This is a genomic window from Pseudomonas sp. AC112, assembly GCF_979253545.1.
The window spans coordinates 2,751,796-2,768,353 of sequence record NZ_CEEDCM010000001.1 but is presented as its reverse complement, the minus strand read 5'-3'; the positions used below and the strand labels follow the sequence as shown (position 1 = coordinate 2,768,353).

Here is a 16,558-nt window from a genome sequence, read left to right as displayed (position 1 = left end):
AATCAGCACCGAATGCATCAACTGACACACTGCATTCGCGAGCAAGCCCGCTCCCACAAGAAATCACCGAACTCCTCAGGAATGTGGCCCATGAGCTTTATTACAGAAATCAAAACCTTCGCCGCCCTCGGCAGCGGTGTCATCGGCAGCGGCTGGGTCTCCCGTGCCCTGGCCCACGGCCTGGATGTGGTCGCCTGGGACCCGGCGCCCGGTGCCGAAGCAGCACTGCGCAAACGGGTCGCCAATGCCTGGGGCGCCTTGGAAAAACAAGGCCTGGCCCCGGGTGCGTCCCAGGACCGCCTGCGCTTTGTCGCCACCATTGAAGAGTGTGTGAAAGACGCCGACTTCATCCAGGAAAGCGCCCCGGAACGCCTGGAACTGAAACTCGACCTGCACAGCAAGATCAGTGCTGCCGCCAAGCCGAATGCGTTGATTGGGTCGAGCACGTCCGGCCTGTTGCCGAGCGAGTTCTACGAGGGCTCGACCCACCCTGAGCGGTGCGTGGTCGGCCACCCGTTCAACCCGGTTTACCTGCTGCCGCTGGTGGAAGTGGTCGGCGGCAAGAACACCGCGCCGGAGGCTGTTCAAGCCGCGATCAAGGTGTACGAATCCCTCGGCATGCGCCCTCTGCACGTGCGCAAGGAGGTCCCAGGCTTTATCGCCGACCGCCTGCTTGAAGCGCTGTGGCGTGAGGCCCTGCACCTGGTCAATGACGGCGTAGCCACCACCGGCGAAATCGACGACGCGATCCGCTTTGGCGCGGGCTTGCGCTGGTCGTTCATGGGTACCTTCTTGACCTACACCCTGGCCGGCGGCGACGCCGGCATGCGCCACTTCATGGCGCAGTTCGGCCCGGCACTGCAATTGCCGTGGACCTACCTGCCGGCGCCGGAGCTGACCGACAAGCTGATCGACGATGTAGTCGACGGCACCAGCGATCAACTGGGCAAGCACAGCATTTCGGCGCTGGAGCGCTATCGTGATGATTGCCTGTTGGCGGTGCTGGAGGCGGTGAAAACCACCAAGGCCAAGCACGGCATGACCTTCGCCGAATAACGGAAGCCCAGACATGCCCGCACTCACCACCTACACCACCACAATCGTCCCCGACTGGGTGGACTACAACGGCCATCTGCGCGACGCGTTCTACCTGCTGATCTTCAGCTACGCCACCGACGCGCTGATGGACACCCTGGGCCTGGACAGCGAAAACCGCGAAGCCAGCGGCCATTCACTGTTCACCCTGGAGTTGCACCTCAACTACCTGCACGAAGTGAAACTCGGCGCCGAGGTGGAGGTGCATACGCAGCTGGTCGCCTTTGATGCCAAGCGCCTGCACCTCTATCACAGCCTGCATTTAGTGGGAGATGAAAAGGAGCTGGCGGGCAACGAGCAGATGCTGCTGCACGTTGATCTGGCGGGCCCGAATTCGGCGCCGTTCACCGAGGCGACATTGCAACAACTCACGGCCATCAGTGCGGCGCAGGCCGACCTGCCGCGCCCCGCCCTGCTTGGCCGAGTGATTGGACTGCCGCTGAAAAAATAGCCACCCAAAAAACCATAAGGAGCCACCATGCAAACTGCCGCCGCTGTTGCCGATTTCCGTACTTACCCGACGATCTGCGACATCGCGGACGTGCGGGTGCTGGAAGATCAAATCCTTGTGCAGTGGGTGGATGGACGGGTCAGCCCGTTTCATCATCAGTGGCTGCGGGACAACTGCCCGTGCACGGAATGTGTGTACAGCGTGACCCGTGAGCAGGTGCTGGAGATTGTCGACGTGGATGCCACTCTCAGTGCGGCCTCTGCATGCATTGATCAAGGCAATCTGAGCCTGGAATGGAGCGGCGGGCACCGCAGCCAATACGATCCCGGCTGGCTGCGGGCCCATGCCTACGACGATGAATCCCGTGCCGAACGCCGTGCGGCAAAGCCCCAATCGCAGCTGTGGGACAGTCGCTTCCAACTGCCGGCGTTCGAATACAAGGCCGTCATGGAAGACCCGAACGCGCTACTGCAATGGTTGCTGGCGCTGCGCGATTCAGGCTTGACGCAAATCCGAGGCGTCCCAACCGAGCCCGGCTCCCTGGCGCTGATCGCCAAGCGCATATCCTTCATCCGCGAGAGCAACTTCGGCGTGCTGTTCAATGTGCAATCCAAGGCCGATGCCGACAGCAATGCCTACACCGCTTTCAACCTGCCGTTGCACACTGATCTGCCCACGCGGGAGCTGCAACCGGGCCTGCAATTCCTGCATTGCCTGGTGAACGATGCCAGCGGCGGCGAGAGCATTTTTGTCGATGGGTTTGCCATCGCTCACGCGTTGCGCACAGAAGACCCCGAAGCGTTTCGCGCACTGTGTGAAATACCCGTGGAGTTTCGCAACAAGGACCGTCACAGCGACTATCGCCGCCTGGCACCGATCATTGCGCTGGATGCGTTGGGGGAGGTGGCGGAGATTCGCATGGCCAACTTTTTGCGTGGGCCGTTCGAGGCCAGTGTGGAGCAGATGCCGTTGCTGTATCGGGCCTACCGGCGGTTTATCGCGATGACGCGGGAGGATCGCTTTAGGCTGGTCAAGCGCCTGAACCCGGGCGAGTTGTGGTGCTTCGACAACCGCCGCACCTTGCATGCACGCAATGCTTTTGATCCCACTTCGGGGGCGCGGCATTTTCAGGGGTGCTATATCGACCGGGATGAATTGCTCTCGCGCATCCTGGTGTTGCAGCGCTAGACCGTGGCGCGGCCATCGCCGGCAAGCCGGCTCCTACATTTGGAATGCGTTGCCCTGTAGGAGCCGGCTTGCCGGCGATGGCGTCCGTGTAATCAGCACAAATCCCAGGCAAAAAAAGCCCCGATCCAGCCGTGACAAGATCGGGGCAGAGTGCTTTGTGTGGCGCGACATCCAGAGGGTGACCAAACCTTCAAGTTGCTTGCCTGGCATTCAGTGTGCCTATTACTTCTGTTGGTAAATGGCCCGAAAACGACCTGCTCATAGCCATCTGAGGCATTCGTGCAATCTGCCCTTGCCGACCGATTGAGCGGCTACCAGAATCCAAGTCAAACCCCGCTCCCTTCACCAGGATAAACGTCATGATGCATGCGGATTTGATTGACCAGGATGACCTGCTGGGCCAACTGCGCTCGCTGGGTTTCGAAGTGTCCAGTGGCGCCACTGCCGAACAGGCCTGCGAGTGCGCCGTGCGCGGTTTGAGCCCGGCGCGGGCCAAGGCCCTCAAGGGCATGGTTGAGCAGATGTACACCGGCAGCGCGACGATTCTGCCGGCCGTGCGGCAGGCAATCGACAAGCAGCTGTTGCCGGCGTTGGTGCAGTTCAAACAGAACTCCGGCGCCTGATAAAACGCCATCGCAGGCAAGCCAGCTCCCACATTTTGAATGTATTCACAGATCACAATGTGGGAGCTGGCTTGCCTGCGATGAAGCCCCCTCGGTCTAGAGCCTTACACTGGCAAACGTCGACTCGTTGCGCGCCTGGCTCAACGCCGACATCGGCCCCGACAACGGTGACAGCACCAGCGCCTGCGGAATCGGCATCATCGCCACTTGCTGGGTGGTGTTGGAGCCCACGCGTTCATCCCGTGGCGGAATGCCGAAGTATTCGCGGTAGCACTTGGAGAAGTGCGGCGTCGACACAAACCCGCACACCGACGCCACTTCGATGATCGACATCGGTGTTTGCTTGAGCAACTGTCGTGCACGAATCAGGCGCAGCTTGAGGTAGTAGCGCGACGGCGAGCAGTGCAGGTATTTCTGGAACAAGCGCTCAAGCTGGCGACGCGATACGGCGACGTACACCGCCAGTTCGTCCAGGTCGATCGGCTCTTCCAGGTTGGCTTCCATCAGCGCGACGATTTCCTGCAGCTTCGGCTGGTTGGTGCCGAGCATGTGCTTGAGCGGCACACGCTGGTGATCCTGTTCATTGCGGATGCGTTCGTACACGAACATCTCGGAGATCGCCGCCGACAATTCACGGCCGTGGTCGCGGCTGATCAGGTGCAGCATCATGTCCAACGGCGCGGTGCCGCCGGAGCTGGTGAAGCGGTTGCGGTCGAGGGTGAACAAGCGTGTGCTCATGGCCACGCGGGGGAAGGCCTCCTGCATCGACGCCAGGCATTCCCAGTGCACGCTGCAATCAAAGCCATCGAGCAAACCGGCGCAGGCCAAGGCCCAACTGCCGGTGCATACCGCGCCGAGGCGACGGGACTGGCGCGCCTGGCTTTGCAACCACGACACATGTTCACGGGTCACAGTGCGTTGGATACCCACGCCGCCGCACACGATCACGGTGTCCAGGGCTGGGGCTTTGTGCATGGAGGCATCGGGAGTGATTTGCAGACCGTCGCTGGCCCACACCTGGTTTCCGTCAACGCTCAAGGTCGTCCAGCGATACAACTCGCGACCGGAGAGCTGGTTGGCCATGCGCAGGGGTTCGACTGCGGAGGCCAGGGAAATCAGCGTGAAATTGTCCAGCAGCAAAAAGCCGATGGATTGAGGCGCACGGTTCTGGGGTTGGGCCCCGGAGTTGAACGACGTCATCGCGGTATCTCCTCACACAAAGCGGGTGATGGCCTCAGGCGAGGCTCTTGTTATTGCGCTCTGCACCTTAAGGAAACTCCTATGGCGAGACGCTTTGTGTAGATAGAGCAAATGCCATGCCTAAACTTGAATGGCCGTCCAATAACTCCTAAAAACGACCTGCTGACCCGTCTAAATAAGCCCGCGCGCGAAGTACGGGATATGCCCCGAAAAGGACGTCAGAGCGAGCCTGCTCAAGGTGTGTGAGCAGATCGGTAGCACTTGTGGGAAGGCGCTTTGAGGGCGTAGGAGAAGTCTGTCACCACACGCACAGGTGACGGGTGGTCGGGCGAGAAATCGTTTGGGAGCTACTTATCTGTTTGCGACGCGCTAAAAGGTGGCGCTTTTGCATCCGGGTGTTCACTTTATGCGCAGTGTTGTCTGGACTACCGTATTCGCGAGCAAGCCCGCTCCCACACTTGGCCGCGTTCTCATGTTGGAACTCGATCAAACGTGGGAGCGGCGGTGCGACGATTCGACTTGCTCGCGAATACAGGCGACGCGGTCTCAACATTCGACCGCGCTGACCGCCAACCCACCCCGCGATGTTTCCTTGTACTTGTCATGCATATCCGCCCCGGTATCGCGCATGGTGCGGATCACCCGGTCCAGGGAGATAAAGTGCTGGCCGTCGCCACGCAGCGCCATTTGCGCCGCGTTGATTGCCTTCACCGCCGCAATCGCATTGCGTTCGATGCACGGCACTTGCACCAGCCCACCCACCGGGTCGCAGGTCAGGCCGAGGTTGTGTTCCAGGCCGATTTCGGCGGCGTTGCACAGTTGCTCCGGCGTGGCGCCAAGGATCTCGGCCAAACCGGCGGCGGCCATCGCGCAGGCCGAACCCACTTCACCCTGGCAACCGACTTCGGCACCGGAGATCGAGGCGTTCTTCTTGCACAGGATCCCCACCGCCGCCGCACCCAGCAGGTAGTCGACCACGTTGGCTTCCGTCACTTCTTCACTGAATTTCATGAAGTAGTGCAGCACCGCCGGAATGATCCCTGCCGCGCCGTTGGTAGGCGCGGTCACCATGCGCCCACCGGCGGCGTTTTCCTCGTTCACCGCCAGGGCGAACAGGTTGACCCACTCCATGGCGCTCAAGGTCGAGCCAATCACGTTCGGCTTGCCCAGCTCCTGCAAACTGCGGTGCAACTTGGCCGCACGACGGCGCACGTTCAGGCCACCGGGCAAGATGCCTTCGTGCTTGAGGCCTTGCTCCACGCAGTCCTGCATGGCGCGCCAGAGTTTCATCAGGCCGCTGCGGATTTCTTCTTCGGAGCGCCAGACCTTTTCGTTGGCCAGCATCAATTCGGCGACGCGCAGGTTGTGGGTCTTGCACAGCTGCAACAGCTCGACCGCGCTGGAGAAATCATAAGGCAGCTCGGTGCGGTCCATGTCCGCCACGCCGCTCTGCGCCTGGGCTTCATCCACTACAAAACCACCGCCCACTGAATAGTAAGTGTCGCGGTGCAGCTCGCCGTCATCACCAGACACCACCAGCGTCATGGCGTTGGGGTGGAACGGCAGGTTTTCGTCGAGCAGGCGCATGTCCCGTGCCCATACAAAAGGCACTGGCAAACGCCCATCCAGCAGCAGTGTGTCGGTCTCGCGCAGGGTGTGGATGCGCACGCCGATTTGCGACGGATCGATCGCATCCGGCCACTCGCCCATCAGGCCCATGATGGTCGCGGTGTCGCTGCCGTGGCCGATGCCAGTGGCCGACAACGAGCCGTAGAGCTGAACTTCGACGCGCCTGACTTGTTCCAACAGTTCACGTTCACGCAGTGCCTGGACGAACAACGCCGCGGCGCGCATGGGGCCGACGGTGTGAGAACTAGAAGGCCCGATGCCGATCTTGAACAGGTCGAAAACGCTGATAGCCATTAACGTGGGACTCCGCAGGTGAGCAGGCCGGACACCAAGGAGCTGCTACGCTCAGATCGCCCAGATGGCGGCATCATCAAGCTTTTACTGGCCGTCACGGCGTCTCACACCGACGCACTCATGCTCACCAGCGTCGCGCCCGTGCGATCGCCTGTTTTGGCCGTTTTTAGCGGTGCAGATGGGCAAAACCTGCAGTTTTGCCGCTGGAAAAATCTGTAAGCGACGTCACCGACACTGGATACGACCATCCCTGTACTGGATACGACGCCCCCTGTAGGCGTCAGATTTTCACTGGTACATGATCAGTCTCGACTCGTTTGCAAGGCACCGTGCCAGAGCTGTTGTCGCACGCACCAACCGCAACACTTATAAAGCGCGGCGAAGGCCGCCAGAAAAAACACAGGAGTCTAGCCCTATGAAAGGTTCACCCTCGTTGTTGTTGGCCGCCATGCTGAGTCTGCCAGTCCTGGCGCACGCTGCAGAACCGGCACAATGTCAGACCGTCAACTTCTCCGATGTCGGCTGGACCGACATCACTGTCACCACCGCGACCACCAGCGAGATCCTCAAGGGCCTGGGCTACAAGCCGCGCACCACGATGATTTCGGTACCAGTGACTTACAAGTCCCTGGCCGACGGCAAGAACATGGACATCTTCCTCGGCAACTGGATGCCGACCATGGAAAACGACATCAAGCAGTACCGTGATGCCGGCACCGTGGAAACCGTGCGCGCCAACCTGGAGAACGCCAAGTACACCCTGGCCGTCCCGGAAGCGCTGTACAACAAGGGCCTCAAGGACTTCGCCGACATCGCCAAATTCAAGGATGAGCTGGGCGGCAAGATCTACGGCATCGAGCCGGGCAATGACGGCAACCGCACCATCCAGACCCTGATCGACAAAGACGCCTTCGGCCTGAAAACCGCCGGTTTCAAAGTCGTCGAGTCCAGCGAAGCCGGCATGCTCTCCCAGGTCGAACGCGCCACCAAGCGCGACCAGGCCATCGTGTTCCTCGGCTGGGAACCGCACCCGATGAACACCCGCTTCAAGATGAAGTACCTGACCGGGGGTGACGATTCGTTCGGCCCCAACTACGGCCAGGCCACCATCTACACCAACACCCGCAAGGGCTACACCCAGGAATGCAGCAACGTGGGCCAGTTGCTGAAAAACCTGGTGTTCACCCTGAACATGGAAAGCACCCTGATGGGTAAAGTCCTGGACGAAAAACAAAAACCCGATGCCGCCGCCAAGGCGTGGCTCAAAGCCAACCCGCAAGTGCTCGACACCTGGCTCGCCGGCGTGACCACGGTTGATGGCAAACCAGGCTTGGAGGCCGTCAAAGCTTATCTCGCCAAATAACACCCGCTGACCCCAGGCCGGTGCGCTGGCCTGGGATGTTTTCCCCTTCGCATGTGGACATTCACTACCATGCTGACTGAACAGAAAATCCCACTAGGCCAGTACATCGCTGCCTTCGTCGAATGGTTGACCCAACACGGCGCCAACTACTTCGACGCAATCGCATCGACACTGGAAACGATGATCCACGGCGTGACGTTCGCGCTGACCTGGTTCAATCCGCTGGCATTGATCGGTCTGATTGCGCTGCTGGCTCACTTTATCCAACGCAAATGGGGACTGACTGTTTTTGTCATCGCCTCCTTCCTGCTGATCCTCAACCTGGGGTACTGGCAGGAAACCATGGAAACCCTCGCGCAGGTGTTGTTCGCCACCCTGGTCTGCGTGGTCATCGGTGTGCCGCTGGGCATTGTTGCCGCGCACAAACCGTTGTTCTACACCATGATGCGGCCGGTGCTCGATCTGATGCAGACCGTACCGACCTTCGTCTACCTCATCCCTACCCTGACCCTCTTCGGGCTGGGTGTGGTGCCTGGGCTGATTTCCACGGTGGTGTTCGCGATTGCCGCGCCGATCCGTCTGACCTACCTGGGTATCCGCGATGTACCGCAAGAGTTGATGGACGCCGGCAAGGCCTTTGGCTGCTCGCGCCGTCAGTTGCTCTCGCGCATTGAACTGCCCCACGCCATGCCGAGCATTGCCGCCGGCATTACCCAATGCATCATGCTGTCGTTGTCGATGGTGGTGATCGCGGCCCTGGTGGGCGCCGATGGCCTCGGCAAACCCGTGGTCAACGCGCTGAACACCGCCGACATCGCCCTGGGCTTTGAAGCCGGCCTGGCGATCGTGCTGCTGGCCATCATGCTCGACCGCATCTGCAAACAACCCGACGCTAAAGTAGGGGGTGATGCATGAGCATTATCCGATTCGACAAAGTCGACGTGATCTTCTCCAAAGACCCACGCGAAGCGCTCAAGCTGCTGGACCAGGGCATGAGCCGTAACGAGATCCTGAAAAAGACCGGGCAGATTGTCGGCGTGGAAAAAGCCAGCCTGGATATCGAGAAAGGCGAAATCTGCGTGCTGATGGGCCTCTCGGGCTCAGGCAAATCCAGCTTGCTGCGCTGCATCAATGGCCTCAACACCGTGAGCCGTGGCCAACTGTTCGTGGAGCATGAAGGTCGCCAGATCGACATCGCGTCCTGCACGCCGGCCGAGCTGAAAATGATGCGCACCAAACGCATCGCCATGGTGTTCCAGAAGTTCGCCCTGATGCCCTGGCTGACAGTGCGCGAGAACATCAGCTTCGGCCTGGAAATGCAGGGCCGCCCGGAGAAAGACCGACGCAAGCTGGTGGACGAAAAGCTCGAACTCGTGGGCCTGACCCAATGGCGCAACAAGAAGCCGGACGAACTCTCCGGCGGCATGCAACAGCGCGTCGGCCTGGCCCGCGCGTTGGCGATGGACGCCGATATCCTGCTAATGGACGAACCCTTCTCCGCCCTCGACCCGTTGATCCGCCAGGGCCTGCAGGATGAACTGCTGGAGCTGCAACGCAAGCTGAGCAAGACCATCGTGTTCGTGAGCCACGACCTAGATGAGGCCCTCAAACTAGGCAGCCGTATCGCGATCATGAAAGACGGCAAGATCATCCAGTACAGCGTACCGGAAGAGATCGTGCTGAACCCGGCGGACGACTATGTGCGCACCTTCGTCGCGCATACCAACCCGCTGAACGTACTGTGCGGCCGTAGCCTGATGCGCACCCTGGACAACTGCAAGCGCGTCAACGGTTCAGTGTGCCTGGACCCCGGCGGCGACTCGTGGCTGGACCTGGCCGAAGGCAACACCATCAAGGGCGCCCGCCAGAATGGCGCGGTGATGAATTTGCAGAACTGGGCACCGGGGCAAGCGGTGGAAGGTTTGGGCCGAGTGCCGACGCTGGTGGACTCGAACATCGGCATGCGTGATGCGTTGCAGATCCGTTATCACACCGGGAACAAGCTGGTGTTGCATGACAACAACCAGGTGGTGGGGATTCTCGGAGACAGCGAGTTGTACCACGCCCTGCTGGGCAAAAACCTGGGGTAAGCCACACCGCAAAGCAAATGTGGGAGCGGGCTTGCTCGCGAATGCGGTGTGTCAGACAGCCCATCTGCCACTGATACACCGCATTCGCGAGCAAGCCCGCTCCCACATTTTGATCTACGTACAACATAAAAAAACGGCGCCAGTGACGGCGCCGCTCGCTTCAACTATCAGCTATAGACACGGCCAAGGAGCTGCCGATGGCTTTCAAACTGATCGAGCACGTCCCGGGTGATCTGTTCCTGGGCGAAGCCCATCAGGTCGTATTCCTGAGGCCCGTTGTGCAGGTAAACCTCGGCACGGTAGTAACGGGTGCGCTCTTCCTCGGGCAGGTCGCTCGGTGCCGACGAGTAAGCATCCAGGCTCACTTCGTAGACAAACGGGTTGCCCTCTTCCATCTCAATGCGCACACCGATGCAACGCTTGGATTTACCCAGCAGGGTCTGCACTTCCAACCCCTGTTCACGCAATGCAGTCGCCGCTTCTTCCAGCGCCGGGGTGACGTGCTTGTCCATAAAACGCTGCACAGTGCCTTGGCTCGGTTGCAGGTCCAGCGCGGTCAAACGCTCGCTGAAACCACGGCGGCCACGCTCGGCCAATTGCGCCTGCTCCTGTTCGATCGCCACATCCTGGCGCATGGCTTTGTGCAAGCCGAACATGAAGAAGATCAACACCACCGAGAACGGCAGCCCGGCCAGCACCACCATGGTCTGCATGGCTTCGAAGTTGCCGGCGAACAGCAGGCCGATGGTCACCAGGGTGATCACCGCCGACCAGAAGATCCGCAACCAGTGCGGCGCATCTTCGTCCACGTTGCCGCCTTTGCACGACAGGTTGGCCATCATCACCGCGCCGGAATCCGCCGGGGTCAGGAACAGCACGAAGCCCACGAAAATCGACACACCGATGACGATTTTCGACGCCGGGTAATGCTCAAGCAACTGGTAGATTGCCATCGAGGGCTGTTCCAGCGCCGTCTTGCCCAACTCCACCGCACCGTGGTTCAGCACCAGGTCCAGGGCCGAGTTACCGAAGATCGACAGCCACGCCAGGGTAAAGCCCAGCGGGATCAGCAGCACGCCGGCCACCAGTTCACGCACCGTGCGACCACGGGAAATACGCGCGATGAACATGCCCACGAATGGTGCCCAGGAAATCCACCAGGCCCAGTAGAACAGGGTCCACAGGCCCATCCAGCGTTCGGTTTTGTCGGCGTCGCCTTCGTACACGTAGAGGTCGAAGGTTTTCAGGATGATGCCGTTGAGGTAGTCACCGGTGTTCTGCACCAGACCGTTGAGCAAGTGCAAGGTCGGGCCGAACAGCAGCACGAAGATCAGCAGGCCGCTGAACAACACGATGTTGAGGTTGGACAGGCGGCGGATGCCGTTCTCCACGCCCGACACGGCGGCGATGGTCGCCACGGTGCTCATCACGATGATCACGATCAGCAGGTTGGTGTTGCTGTGCTGCATGCCGAACAGGTTTTCCAACCCGGACGACACCTGCATCGAACCAATCCCCAGGTTCGTCACCAGGCCCAGCAGGGTCACGAACATGCCGAAACCGTCCACTGCGTGGCCGGCCGCGCCTTTCACCCAGCGCTCGCCCACCAGCGGGTACAACGCCGAACGCAAGGCCAGCGGCTGGTTATGGCGATACGCGAAGTACGCCACGGCCAGGCCGACCAGGGCATAGATCGCCCAGCCGTGCAGGCCCCAGTGCAGGAAGGTCAGTTGCAGCGCCTGGCGTGCGGCGCCATTGCTGGCGGCTGCGCCTTCGGGCGGGTTGAAGTAGTGGTCCAGCGGCTCGGAAGCGCCGAAGTACAGCAGCGAAATGCCAATGCCCGACGAGAACAACATGCCGGCCCAGGCGCCGTAGCTGAAGTCCGGGGTGTCGTCCTTGCTGCCCAGTTTCAATTTGCCGTAGGAGGAAAACGCCAGGCCGACCACAAACACCAGGTAGGCGGCGATGACCACCATGTAGTACCAGCCGAAGCTTTTCGACAGCCACGCCTGGGCGACACCGAGCATGCGCCCGGCCTCCTGCGGGGCGATGATCAGGATGGCAGTCAACAACAGAATCAACGCGGTGGAGGTGTAGAACACCCAACCGTTGACCCGCACCTTTTCTGGCGGGGTCTTTATAAGAGAGGCAGAACTCATGGCGCAGATGCTCCGGGCAGTGCGAGAGAGAAACACAAGGCAACGGTTATCCCGGGACATCGATTTTTCGGCAGTCGACGGACGGGTGTTATAAAGACACCCCGAAAATTCTTGAGCCTCGCCAAAGCGACGCCCAGGCCCTGATACGGCCTGTTTCAAGGGTTTTTGCAGGTGTCAGATGTCGCGGCTTGCACGTAGGAAATACCTGTAGGCAGCGACCATTTGTCGCAGATCTTATTCTTTGTTGATTGAACGTTCAATCAAAACAAAATAGACTGGCCATCAAGCCGACGGACGTTGATCGCCCATCGGCAGGCCTAAGGAGAGGTGCTACATGCCCAAGGTCGGTATGCAACCCATACGCCGCCAGCAATTGATCGAAGCCACGCTGACGGCCATCGATCAGGTCGGAATGGGAGATGCCAGCATTGCGCTGATCGCCCGTTTGGCCGGCGTCTCGAACGGCATCATCAGTCACTACTTTCAGGACAAGAACGGCCTGATCGCCGCGACGATGCGGTACTTGATGAATGTGCTGATCGAGAACGTCCACGAACGCAGGCTCGCACTGAAGGATGACAGCCCACGGGCGCACCTTCAGGTGATCATCGAGGGCAACTTCGATGCCAGCCAGGTCAACGGCCCGGCAATGAAAACCTGGCTGGCCTTCTGGGCCACCAGCATGCACCACCCGTCATTGCACAGGTTGCAGCGGATCAACGATCAACGTCTGTATTCCAACCTGTGCTGCCAGTTCCGCCGAGTGCTGCCGCTGCCGCACGCACGCAAAGCAGCCCGAGGCCTGGCGGCCCTGATCGACGGTTTGTGGTTGCGCGGCGCCCTGTCGGGAGACGCTTTCGACACGGCGCAAGCGCAACGGATCGCTTACGAATACATGGATTTCCAATTGGCCAAGCAGGTGAGTTAGAGCACACATAACCGCTCAACCCCTGAACTGCTGTTGATCAGTGTTGCCAGACCCTTATGGCTCACTGTTCGGCGGTTAACGCCAACCACTTATGCACTTGCGAGGACTTTATGGCCCGTTTCGAACTGCAAAAACTCTACATTGACGGCGGCTACAGCGACGCTGGCAGCGATGCCACCTTCGAAGCCATCAACCCGGCTAACGGTGAAGTTCTCGCCCAAGTGCAACGCGCGACGAAAGAAGACGTTGAACGCGCCGTGGTCAGCGCCGAAAAGGGCCAGAAAATCTGGGCCGCGATGACCGCCATGGAGCGTTCGCGTATCCTGCGTCGTGCCGTCGACATCCTGCGCGAGCGCAACGACGAGTTGGCCGCCCTGGAAACCCTGGACACCGGCAAAGCCTTCTCCGAAACCAAATACGTCGACATCGTCACCGGCGCCGACGTGCTGGAATACTACGCAGGCCTGGTGCCCGCCATCGAAGGCGAGCAGATCCCGCTGCGTGACACCTCGTTCGTCTACACCCGCCGCGAGCCGCTGGGCGTGGTCGCCGGTATCGGCGCGTGGAACTACCCGATCCAGATCGCCCTGTGGAAATCCGCACCGGCCCTGGCTGCGGGTAACGCAATGATCTTCAAGCCAAGCGAAGTCACCTCGCTGACCACCCTGAAACTGGCTGAGATCTACACCGAAGCCGGCGTTCCGGCGGGCGTTTTCAACGTGCTGACCGGCAGCGGCCGTGAAGTCGGCACCTGGCTGACCGAGCACCCGCGCATCGAGAAAGTCTCGTTCACCGGCGGCACCGACACTGGCAAGAAAGTCATGGCCAGCGCTTCCAGCTCTTCGCTCAAAGAAGTGACCATGGAACTGGGCGGCAAGTCGCCGCTGATCGTGTTTGAAGACGCCGACCTGGATCGTGCGGCCGACATCGCGATGATGGCCAACTTCTACAGCTCCGGCCAGGTCTGCACCAACGGCACTCGCGTGTTTGTGCCCAAGCACCTGCAAGCGGCGTTCGAAGCCAAGATCGTTGAGCGCGTGGCGCGCATTCGTGTGGGCAGCCCGCAAGACGACAACACCAACTTCGGCCCGCTGGTCAGCTTCGCCCACATGGAAAGCGTGCTGGGCTACATCGCCAAAGGCAAGGAAGAAGGCGCACGCGTACTGTGCGGCGGCGACCGCCTGACCGACGGCGAATTCGCCAAAGGCGCTTTCGTGGCCCCGACCGTGTTCACCGACTGCACCGACGAGATGACCATCGTCCGTGAAGAAATCTTCGGCCCAGTCATGAGCATCCTCACCTACGAAACCGAAGAAGAAGTGATCCGTCGCGCCAACGACACCGACTTCGGCCTGGCCGCTGGCCTGGTGACCAAGGACCTGAACCGCGCCCACCGCGTGATTCATCAGCTGGAAGCGGGTATCTGCTGGATCAACGCCTGGGGCGAATCCGACGCGAAGATGCCGGTCGGTGGCTATAAGCAATCCGGTGTTGGCCGTGAGAACGGCATCAGCTCGCTGAACAACTTCACCCGCATCAAATCGGTACAGGTTGAGCTGGGCGACTACGCCTCGGTGTTCTAACCGCGGCGCCGCCAATCGCCCGCAAGCGGGCTCCTACAAGGCTTGCGCATGACCTGTAGGAGCTGGCTTGCCGGCGATCGAGGGCAACGCCCTCGCCTGACCTGACCAACTTCAAAGAGGGTGCATCCAATGTCCCAAGAATACGATTACATCATTGTGGGTGCCGGCTCTGCCGGTAACACCCTGGCGACCCGTCTGACCGAAGACGAAGGCGTCACCGTCCTGCTGCTGGAAGCCGGCGGCCCGGACTACCGTCTGGACTTCCGTACCCAGATGCCAGCCGCCCTGGCCTTCCCGCTGCAGGGTCGCCGCTACAACTGGGCGTACGAGACCGATCCAGAGCCACACATGGACGGCCGTCGCATGGAGTGCGGTCGCGGCAAGGGCCTGGGCGGTTCCTCGCTGATCAACGGCATGTGCTACATCCGTGGCAACGCCATGGACTACGACAACTGGGCGAAACTGCCAGGCCTGGAAAACTGGACCTACCTCGACTGCCTACCCTATTTCCGCAAGGCCGAAACCCGCGACATCGGCCCGAACGATTGGCACGGTGGCGATGGCCCGGTCAGCGTGACCACGCCGAAAGCCGGCAATAACCCACTGTTCCACGCCATGGTCGAAGCCGGCGTGCAGGCCGGTTACCCGCGTACCGAAGACTTGAACGGCTACCAGCAAGAAGGCTTCGGCCCGATGGACCGTACCGTCACGCCGAACGGCCGTCGCGCCAGCACCGCACGCGGTTACCTGGATACCGCCAAGAAGCGCTCCACGCTGACCATCGTCACCCACGCCCTCACCGACAAGGTGTTGTTCGAAGGCAAGCGCGCCGTTGGCGTGCGTTACCTGATCGGCGCTGCCGAAGAGCGCGTTGAAGCCCGCGCGCGCAAGGAAGTGCTGGTGTGCAGCGGCGCAATCGCGTCGCCACAACTGCTGCAACGCTCCGGTGTCGGCCCGGCCAAGCTGCTGGAAAGCCTCGACATCCCGGTGGTCCATGACCTGCCAGGCGTCGGCGAAAACCTGCAGGACCACCTTGAGCTGTACCTGCAATATGCGTGCACTCAGCCCGTGTCGCTGTACCCGTCGCTGCTCTGGTACAACCAACCGGCGATCGGCGCCGAGTGGCTGTTCAACGGCACCGGCATTGGCGCCAGCAACCAGTTCGAAGCGGGCGGCTTCATCCGTACCCGTGAAGAATTCGAATGGCCGAACATCCAGTACCACTTCCTGCCGGTCGCGATTAACTACAACGGCAGCAACGGTGTGAAAGAGCACGGCTTCCAGGCGCACATGGGCTCCATGCGTTCGCCAAGCCGTGGCCGCGTGCAATTGAAGTCGAAGAACCCACGGGACTACCCGAGCATCCTCTTCAACTACATGGCCACCGAGCAGGACTGGCAGGAATTCCGCGACGGCATCCGCCTGACCCGTGAAATCATGCAGCAGCCGGCACTCGACCAGTACCGTGGCCGCGAAATCAGCCCAGGCATCGACGTGCAAACCGATGAGCAGCTCGACAAGTTCATCCGCGAGCACGCCGAAACCGCGTTCCACCCGTCCTGCTCGTGCAAGATGGGCACCGACGAAATGGCTGTCGTCGATGGCGAAGGCCGCGTGCATGGCATGCAGGGTCTGCGCGTGGTCGATGCGTCGATCATGCCGATCATCACCACCGGTAACCTGAACGCGCCGACGATCATGATCGCCGAGAAAATCGCCGACAAGATCCGTGGCCGCCAGCCGCTGCCGCGCAGCACCGCCGACTACTATGTGGCCGGCGATGCGCCGGTGCGTGGCAAGCCGATGCGTGAAATTGCGCAGTAACTGAAATACCGCGTTGCCTGTATCGCAGGCAAGCCAGCTCCCACAGTTGATCGAGTTCGCCTGAACAACGTGATCACCTGTGGGAGCCGGGCTTGCCCGCGATGAGGACCGACCGGCCAATGCAAAACCCC

At 60.8% G+C, this 16,558-nt stretch carries 13 protein-coding genes; 10 read left to right on the top strand and 3 right to left on the bottom strand.

What is annotated here, in order from left to right; all coding sequences use genetic code 11:
• The first annotated feature begins 90 nt into the window (after nucleotides 1-90).
• The 4 genes from AC0IYN_RS12770 (at nucleotide 91) to AC0IYN_RS12755 (ending at nucleotide 3,357) form a co-directional block, all read left to right on the top strand.
• Entirely contained in the window at nucleotides 91-1,056 is a 966-nt protein-coding gene (locus AC0IYN_RS12770; RefSeq protein ID WP_078050496.1) for an L-carnitine dehydrogenase, read from the top strand.
• Between the two features lie 13 nt (nucleotides 1,057-1,069).
• A complete protein-coding gene (locus AC0IYN_RS12765) occupies nucleotides 1,070-1,546 on the top strand; it encodes a thioesterase family protein (RefSeq protein WP_406596659.1) in 477 nt (158 codons plus the stop codon).
• Between the two features lie 27 nt (nucleotides 1,547-1,573).
• Nucleotides 1,574-2,734: a gamma-butyrobetaine dioxygenase gene (locus AC0IYN_RS12760; protein ID WP_457240567.1), complete on the top strand. Its 1,161-nt coding sequence runs from the start codon at nucleotides 1,574-1,576 to the stop codon at nucleotides 2,732-2,734.
• Nucleotides 2,735-3,093: 359 nt separating this feature from the next.
• On the top strand, nucleotides 3,094-3,357 hold the full coding sequence (locus AC0IYN_RS12755) for a hypothetical protein (RefSeq protein WP_028618238.1): 264 nt from the start codon (nucleotides 3,094-3,096) through the stop codon (nucleotides 3,355-3,357).
• Between the two features lie 96 nt (nucleotides 3,358-3,453).
• Here the strand turns inward: AC0IYN_RS12755 and gbdR are convergent, their stop codons facing one another.
• Complete coding sequence (gene gbdR, locus AC0IYN_RS12750; RefSeq protein WP_005792167.1) at nucleotides 3,454-4,557, bottom strand: choline metabolism transcriptional regulator GbdR; 1,104 nt, start codon at nucleotides 4,555-4,557, stop codon at nucleotides 3,454-3,456.
• A gap of 546 nt (nucleotides 4,558-5,103) precedes the next feature.
• Nucleotides 5,104-6,480, bottom strand: a complete 1,377-nt coding sequence (locus AC0IYN_RS12745; protein ID WP_406596657.1) for an L-serine ammonia-lyase — start codon at nucleotides 6,478-6,480, stop codon at nucleotides 5,104-5,106.
• 415 nt (nucleotides 6,481-6,895) lie between these two features.
• Between AC0IYN_RS12745 and AC0IYN_RS12740 the strand changes: the two genes are divergently transcribed.
• The 3 genes from AC0IYN_RS12740 to choV all read left to right on the top strand — a co-directional run bounded on the left by AC0IYN_RS12740 (nucleotide 6,896) and on the right by choV (nucleotide 9,933).
• Nucleotides 6,896-7,843 (top strand): choline ABC transporter substrate-binding protein, encoded by a 948-nt coding sequence (locus tag AC0IYN_RS12740; protein ID WP_406596656.1) that lies wholly within the window; start codon nucleotides 6,896-6,898, stop codon nucleotides 7,841-7,843.
• A 69-nt stretch (nucleotides 7,844-7,912) separates the two neighbouring features.
• The gene (gene choW, locus AC0IYN_RS12735; protein WP_016972877.1) at nucleotides 7,913-8,758 is read left to right on the top strand and encodes a choline ABC transporter permease subunit; all 846 of its coding nucleotides are present in this window, start codon (nucleotides 7,913-7,915) and stop codon (nucleotides 8,756-8,758) included.
• Complete coding sequence (choV, locus tag AC0IYN_RS12730; protein WP_028618241.1) at nucleotides 8,755-9,933, top strand: choline ABC transporter ATP-binding protein; 1,179 nt, start codon at nucleotides 8,755-8,757, stop codon at nucleotides 9,931-9,933. Before choW ends, choV begins: the two co-directional genes overlap by 4 nt.
• A 167-nt stretch (nucleotides 9,934-10,100) precedes the next feature.
• Here choV and AC0IYN_RS12725 read toward each other — a convergent pair whose 3' ends face one another.
• Nucleotides 10,101-12,035, bottom strand: a complete 1,935-nt coding sequence (locus tag AC0IYN_RS12725) for a BCCT family transporter (RefSeq protein WP_223204552.1) — start codon at nucleotides 12,033-12,035, stop codon at nucleotides 10,101-10,103.
• Between the two features lie 391 nt (nucleotides 12,036-12,426).
• On the opposite strand from AC0IYN_RS12725, the gene betI reads away from it, so the two are divergent.
• The 3 genes from betI (at nucleotide 12,427) to betA (ending at nucleotide 16,427) form a co-directional block, all read left to right on the top strand.
• The gene (gene betI, locus AC0IYN_RS12720) at nucleotides 12,427-13,020 is read left to right on the top strand and encodes a transcriptional regulator BetI (protein WP_028618243.1); all 594 of its coding nucleotides are present in this window, start codon (nucleotides 12,427-12,429) and stop codon (nucleotides 13,018-13,020) included.
• A 110-nt stretch (nucleotides 13,021-13,130) separates the two neighbouring features.
• Complete coding sequence (gene betB / locus AC0IYN_RS12715; protein ID WP_078050503.1) at nucleotides 13,131-14,603, top strand: betaine-aldehyde dehydrogenase; 1,473 nt, start codon at nucleotides 13,131-13,133, stop codon at nucleotides 14,601-14,603.
• 129 nt (nucleotides 14,604-14,732) lie between these two features.
• The gene (betA, locus tag AC0IYN_RS12710; protein ID WP_078050504.1) at nucleotides 14,733-16,427 is read left to right on the top strand and encodes a choline dehydrogenase; all 1,695 of its coding nucleotides are present in this window, start codon (nucleotides 14,733-14,735) and stop codon (nucleotides 16,425-16,427) included.
• Nucleotides 16,428-16,558 lie beyond the last annotated feature (131 nt).

Coding starts and splice junctions, on each gene's coding strand:
- betA (WP_078050504.1), top strand. CDS start 14,733: ATGTCCCAAGAATACGATTACATCATTGTGGGTGCCGGCTCTGCCGGT.
- gbdR (WP_005792167.1), bottom strand. CDS start 4,557: ATGACGTCGTTCAACTCCGGGGCCCAACCCCAGAACCGTGCGCCTCAA.
- AC0IYN_RS12760 (WP_457240567.1), top strand. CDS start 1,574: ATGCAAACTGCCGCCGCTGTTGCCGATTTCCGTACTTACCCGACGATC.
- choV (WP_028618241.1), top strand. CDS start 8,755: ATGAGCATTATCCGATTCGACAAAGTCGACGTGATCTTCTCCAAAGAC.
- AC0IYN_RS12765 (WP_406596659.1), top strand. CDS start 1,070: ATGCCCGCACTCACCACCTACACCACCACAATCGTCCCCGACTGGGTG.
- AC0IYN_RS12740 (WP_406596656.1), top strand. CDS start 6,896: ATGAAAGGTTCACCCTCGTTGTTGTTGGCCGCCATGCTGAGTCTGCCA.
- betI (WP_028618243.1), top strand. CDS start 12,427: ATGCCCAAGGTCGGTATGCAACCCATACGCCGCCAGCAATTGATCGAA.
- AC0IYN_RS12770 (WP_078050496.1), top strand. CDS start 91: ATGAGCTTTATTACAGAAATCAAAACCTTCGCCGCCCTCGGCAGCGGT.
- AC0IYN_RS12755 (WP_028618238.1), top strand. CDS start 3,094: ATGATGCATGCGGATTTGATTGACCAGGATGACCTGCTGGGCCAACTG.
- choW (WP_016972877.1), top strand. CDS start 7,913: ATGCTGACTGAACAGAAAATCCCACTAGGCCAGTACATCGCTGCCTTC.
- betB (WP_078050503.1), top strand. CDS start 13,131: ATGGCCCGTTTCGAACTGCAAAAACTCTACATTGACGGCGGCTACAGC.
- AC0IYN_RS12745 (WP_406596657.1), bottom strand. CDS start 6,480: ATGGCTATCAGCGTTTTCGACCTGTTCAAGATCGGCATCGGGCCTTCT.